Genomic DNA, 5,723 nt, shown 5'->3' on the forward strand with positions numbered 1-5,723 from the left:
AGCAAATATTGCGAATGGCGGTAAAATCGTGTGCCTTGAGGGCAGAGAGTAAGTTTTCTTTCATAGGGAAAAAATATTTATTGAACTGACAAATTGAGTGATGAGCTACAAGCTCTATTTATAGTAGGCGCGAGCTACAAGCTCGCGCCAGCTGGGGGTCACGCAATTTTGCAAGCACTCCTGGGGCGATAGCAAACTGAGAGGCTACGGTCTTCGCCAGTGTAGCAAGACACTTAGCCACCACAAAAGGTTGAGTGATATTCCCCCAGAAGAAACAAGGCACTGCATTGTCTTCTTTGAGTTCTGAACAGTGCGAAAAGATAAAATTCTTCTCGTGAGCGCTCGCCTCTTCTATCACAGAGGCAAACGGATAAGCATATTCAAAGTCGTTCATTTGATTTGTCGATTTGTTGATTTGTGTGAGGGGCAAAGATAGGGATAATTTGTTAATTAACAAATTAGTGAATTAGCAAATTTGCCAATGAGATAATTATGGAGGTAGGTCAGCTATAGTTAAAAAAAATAATAATGGTATAAATTTTGAACTCTTAGTATAACAAAAAAGAATTGTTTTATGAAAAACCTCCTCCTACTTTTCACCCTCTTTGCCAGTGGGCTATATGCTCAAGTCGATAGCCTTGTCGGGATTTATAAAAACGATAGAGAAAGAGAAAGTATCCGGCTCAATGCTGATAATACTTTCGATGTGATAAGATACTCGGGCAGCTACAGACGCGATGGCAACCTTGTGATACTAAACGCCGACGGCTTTTTTATGCTACACAAACAGCAGGGCAACTCCCAGCAAGCTGCAACTCTCATTCATAGGCTCCAAAGGAATGATTTGGGAGGCTTCCACCCCGTTTATCTATGTAGGCTACGAAAACGAACAAGGGGGCGTCACTTATCTGCATCTGTATAATCAGGCGAAAGACCAGTTCGCTAATGATACCCTTCATATCGAAATTCCGCGTACCGAAAAGCTCTATTTGGTAAACAGCTTTGCTGCTGAATACCGCGAAAATAACGACAAGGTAACTATCAACACTTTTTATATAGGCAAAAACACCAATGCCTTAGAAGTTGTTTTCTTGGGAGAGAACAGTGCTTTAAGGAATGAATTTATAGGAGTATATGAGGCTTCAACAGGCGAGCTATCACTTATGGAAACAGGCAATAAAAGACCTGATATATACCAGAAGCTCATCCCTACCCCCATCTACCCCAACGAGATAACACGTGTAAAGAACTGGGAACATCTGCCTTTTAAAGAAGTTAAAACGAATAGGAAACTGGGTTGTATAATGGATGATTATGACGATATACTCGAAGATTATAAAGAGGAAGAAGAGGAAGCAAAGATAAACGCGACCTTAGTGGTGAGCGACAGCAAGAATATTGAAAAAGCGATACAACGCGTAAAACCCACTGAGCAGTTGCTCGCTATCCTTCACCAACCGCAGAACCCCAAAGCCGACAAAGAGTTTGAGCTGCTAAAACTATCTTACAAGATAGAGAAAAGCGATAAACTACCTTTTACTTATCAGTTTTATATCACTTCTAAAGGCGATGAGCAGTGGCTGAAAAAACACGGTATTGCCACTGATAAAAACCAAGTGATTTTTGTAGATTACGAGGGACACGTGCTTTACTATCAAGAAAGTACCATAGCCGAAGCCCAGCGCGATGATTTCTTCGGAAAAAACACGGCTCCTACCCTTTTCAATAGCATCATAGTAGCGCGCCACATCGACCAGCTATTTGCTAACCCTCAGGCTCCTATAAAAGAAGTGGAAGCGCTCTTTTACACCTACCTCAAAAACTATGATTTGAGCTTATATTTGCTTACCGACCGCAAAAAATTTGAGCAAGAGTATCACGCACTCGACTTCAAAAATAAAAAACTTATTTACCAACTGAAAACCACCCCCGCCCAACTGACTTACCAATGGCGCAGAGTGGCGGCAAGTCATCAAAACGATAGAGTTTTAGACCCCTTATTTGCCAGAATGACCGTCAGTAACCTTTATAGATACCGAAATTATCTGATAGAGGATAAAAAAGTTGCTGCCAAAGACAAGCTGCAAACCATTGCCTACCTGATGAAGTTCAGCCAAGCCATTAAAGCCTATAACGAAGCTATTGATAAAGACGTGAATATCAGCTCTAAAAAGAAAATAGAGCCATACGACTCGACTGTGCAAGAGGCCATTAATGACTTAGAAAAAGAAAAAGTACTACCTCTTGAAGAGATTAGACCTATTTACGAAGAGGCAGTCGCTAAAAAGATGACTTCGGCACTGGGTTATATATACTATTTGTTAGACCGAGATAAGCAAGCGGCTATTGATTATTACATACCTTATATAGAGGGAGTTATCGCGCAGGGGAAAGGCAATTTTGTGCAAGGTATCAACAAGGTATTTCCTAAGAATGGGTATTATTCCGATTGGTATTCTTATGGCAATGTATGGGCAAATCAGGCTAACACTATTGCTTATTATATCTTCGAAACGCGTCGCAATGATGCTGCCCTACTATCTAAAGCCACACACTGGATGGAGGCTATATGCGATTTCAGAGAGAACGACCCTTATTACCTTGATACTTATGCCTGCTTGCTATATGCCACCAACCGGAAAGACGAGGCTATAAAAGTGGAAGAAAAAGCGGTGCAATTCGCACAAGAAAGGGATAAGAAAGAGATTATAGATGCTGTACAAAAGACTTTTTTGCAAATGAAAAACGACACCCTATAGCCGTTATGGTATGAATTTTATACTTTTGTCACGACAAAAAGAATTGTTTCATAGTCAAACAAAAATAGATTGCAAATAAATAAGTTTACTTTTAGGAGGCGTTTGAACACATACCCAGCTATCGCTAGCTTTCCTACATAATATACTCTAAAAATAATTGATTATCAATAAAATACACTTTGCTAAAGGTGCAAGCCGTATGGGCAGGAAACTTTGGCAAAGTGTAGCGACACAAATGCGATTTTGAAACTTTTTAGACAGTCTCTACGTTAAATTAGTATTTGTTTATGTAGATTAATCGCTAAATTCCACTAACTTCTTATGATTCTTCGGTAGTTTTTCTTGCTTCTTCACTTCTTCTAAATACAATCTCACTACTTCTTTTCCAAAGGCTTTTACTTTAGGGTCGTAAACGGGACGATCGAGAAACTCTATAAAGCGAGTGATCGGGAGAAAATCCCAAGCGAGGACTTGAGCAAGATAGGTCTTGAGGTAACTGAGGTCTTCCCCGCGAGTAATTGCCTGACAGATATATTCATACGCTAAATCTCGCGATGGGCGTTTTTCAAAAAGCAAAGCAGTACCTATATAGAGCCAACCGCTGTGGCGTACGCTGATGTCGTAGCGCAAAAGCACTTCCAAAGGAACTGACATATTGCGAATTTCGCGCACTTCGTTGCCCGTAACCCAAGTGCTGATATAGCCACACAACATCGCATCGGGGTAGTGAGGATTGAGGCTTATCTTATACTCAAAAATAGTACTGAAGGGCGAGCACCCACCATTGGCATTGTAATAACGATACGGGAAGGCATTCTTTAGGTCTGTATAACTTACACTTATCCACTCGGTGTGGTGTCCAAAAGCAAATTTTTTATGACCGTCACCTTCCTGCCAACCATAGTCAATTAGGTAAGGTTTTACTACCCCCAGAATATTCTTAGCTGAAGTGGTTTCAAACTCTGGAAACTCTCTATCAGGGTGTTTTAAGCGGGTGATTTGTGCCCAAAGCGGGAGGAGGTCTTCGGTTAGTTGTATTTCATCTGTAAGACCTAAATAATACTGAATGGCTTTAGCATAATCTCCTTTGAGTTGTCTCGCTTTTTCTTTGGCTGCTGCCGAAACTTCTGTGAAAAGCAAGCGGTTACAGGCGACAATCAAGTCGTCGAGGTCTGGGGATTTACCTTCTGCTTCGTATTGCAAGAGCTTATCAACCAACACTTCCGTCTCTATATAAAAAGGCAGGTGTGTAGGGGTAGAGAGCAAAGGCAGGTGGCAGTGCTGGAGGATAGCGTCAATGACGATTTGCCCCTTGCGAAAAAGAAACGGCAGGACTTGGCGGGCATTGCCTAAGTAATAATCCTGCGTATAGGCTTCAAACTCTTTTTCGGAGAGCTTTTTGCACTTTTTACAGAGTTCTTCCCACGTATAGCTACACTTAGAATCAAGTGCTAAAGGACGGCGGTCTATCAGCGCACGCAAAACTCCCAAGAGAATGGCATCGGTAGGGATTTCCTCCTTATCTACTCGCTTGGTAAGCTGTTTGATATAGGGCGAAAGGGACTTTGCCCAATCGGCAAAGAAATTATCTTGCAAAGTGATAAGCCCTTCCAAGAAGACATCTATTGTATGAGCCGCAGGCTCGCGTAGGCAGTCGCCGAGGAGGAAGAGGAGGTCTTCAGGTGTCAGGGGATAGGGAACAGGTGTCAGGGTGCAAGCTGTTTTTAGGGGGTGAGAGCTGTGGGAACTATGGGAGGTGCGAGCCGCACAGGCAGTTTGGGAGCTGTAGGAGTTCTCGGAGTTCTCAGAATTTTCTGAATTTTCTGATAGACTTAGGGTTGCAAGGAGGTCTTGAGCTTTGCCTTTTAGGTAATCGCGGTAAGGGGCGATGATTTTGGGGAGACCTTCATGGTTAAAGTAGGTGGTGAGGAGGTTGGCAACTTTTTCTTGGAGTTGGGTATCGGGTATAGTGAAGAGTACCGCTAATTGCTCGCGGTAGTCGGGATTAGAGGGGGCTTGCTTTTGGTAGTATTTTTCTAAGATTTCTACCCCTATGAGTTGGGATTTGGCGATTTTTTGGATAGTGAAGCACAGAGCAAAGTTATCGGCAAAGGCTTGGAAATCAAAATTAGGATGAGTGCTTATTTGAGCAATACATTTCATCGCAAAGTTGATAAGCGACGATTTGTCCAAGGTTAGCAAGGCAAAGAGCGTGTGCTGGCTTGGGAGCAACTCCTCCTCGGTGGGGGCAAGTCCCTCAATCCATCGGCAGTACATATCCAACACATTCTTTTTCCAAGGGTTGAGCAACACTTCTATAAAACTGGTTATGAAGCTCTTATCAGGGAAATAGTTTTTCTTACAAAGCAAGGTAAAGACTTTTTGCCATTCCAAGTTGCTTCTAAGGGTATAATCTATATACTTAGCCGTATGAGGAATCACACGCGTTGCCAGCTCAGGATACTGGAGGAGTACCTCAGCTGCTTTGACTTCTTGTGTACGGCTGTATCCGATATCATATAAGTTTTTGACAAAAATCTCATCATTGAAAGGGATAATCCCCTCTGTATAGAGGGCTAAGAGTATTTCGATAGAAAAACTACGCGGGGATTGCTCAAAAACCTGTTGGGCACCCTTTATCATATACGCCCCTTCGGGGGTGTGGATAAAATCCATAAAGGCTTGGGTATGTTGGGAATTCAAAAAGAAAAGAGGATACTTAATACGTGTATGATAGCTCTTTACAGAAGTGAAATCCAATTGTTTTTCTACACTTAGTAGTTCTTCTACGCTATGGCAAACACACATCATCAGATAGGTGATGATATACTCGATTTCGTAGCTAAGATGCTTTTTCTCGAATATATTTTCCCAATCTTTGTGTTGGGTTTGTTTTTTGATTTGTGCCTTTTCCTGCTCGGGCAGAGCAAAGCAAATATTGCGAATGGCGGTAAAATCGTGTGC

General features: G+C 42.1%; 4 protein-coding genes. 2 read left to right on the forward strand and 2 right to left on the reverse strand.

Annotated elements, in window-relative coordinates; translation table 11 throughout:
• Positions 1-118: 118 nt before the first annotated feature.
• Positions 119-394 carry a hypothetical protein gene (locus HMPREF9073_RS09350; RefSeq protein WP_009413489.1) on the reverse strand — a complete coding sequence of 92 codons (276 nt, stop codon included), beginning with the start codon at positions 392-394 and terminating at the stop codon, positions 119-121.
• 180 nt (positions 395-574) lie between these two features.
• Here HMPREF9073_RS09350 and HMPREF9073_RS15715 point away from each other — a divergent pair, with 180 nt between their 5' ends.
• Positions 575-922: a hypothetical protein gene (locus HMPREF9073_RS15715; RefSeq protein ID WP_157453512.1), complete on the forward strand. Its 348-nt coding sequence runs from the start codon at positions 575-577 to the stop codon at positions 920-922.
• The gene (locus HMPREF9073_RS09355) at positions 840-2,759 is read left to right on the forward strand and encodes a hypothetical protein (protein ID WP_009413490.1); all 1,920 of its coding nucleotides are present in this window, start codon (positions 840-842) and stop codon (positions 2,757-2,759) included. The genes HMPREF9073_RS15715 and HMPREF9073_RS09355 overlap by 83 nt, the downstream gene beginning before the upstream one ends.
• 294 nt (positions 2,760-3,053) lie before the next feature.
• On the opposite strand, the gene HMPREF9073_RS15980 is transcribed toward HMPREF9073_RS09355, so the two are convergent.
• On the reverse strand, positions 3,054-5,705 hold the full coding sequence (locus HMPREF9073_RS15980) for a DUF6493 family protein (RefSeq protein WP_051046587.1): 2,652 nt from the start codon (positions 5,703-5,705) through the stop codon (positions 3,054-3,056).
• Positions 5,706-5,723 lie beyond the last annotated feature (18 nt).

Origin of the sequence: Capnocytophaga sp. oral taxon 326 str. F0382 (assembly GCF_000318295.1) — a bacterium.
Classification (GTDB): Bacteria; Bacteroidota; Bacteroidia; order Flavobacteriales; family Flavobacteriaceae; genus Capnocytophaga; species Capnocytophaga periodontitidis.

What these genes read in the sequence shown, in the direction of transcription:
- HMPREF9073_RS09350 (WP_009413489.1), bottom strand. Translation starts at nt 394, where the DNA reads ATGAACGACTTTGAATATGCTTATCCGTTTGCCTCTGTGATAGAAGAG.
- HMPREF9073_RS15715 (WP_157453512.1), top strand. Translation starts at nt 575, where the DNA reads ATGAAAAACCTCCTCCTACTTTTCACCCTCTTTGCCAGTGGGCTATAT.
- HMPREF9073_RS09355 (WP_009413490.1), top strand. Translation starts at nt 840, where the DNA reads ATGATTTGGGAGGCTTCCACCCCGTTTATCTATGTAGGCTACGAAAAC.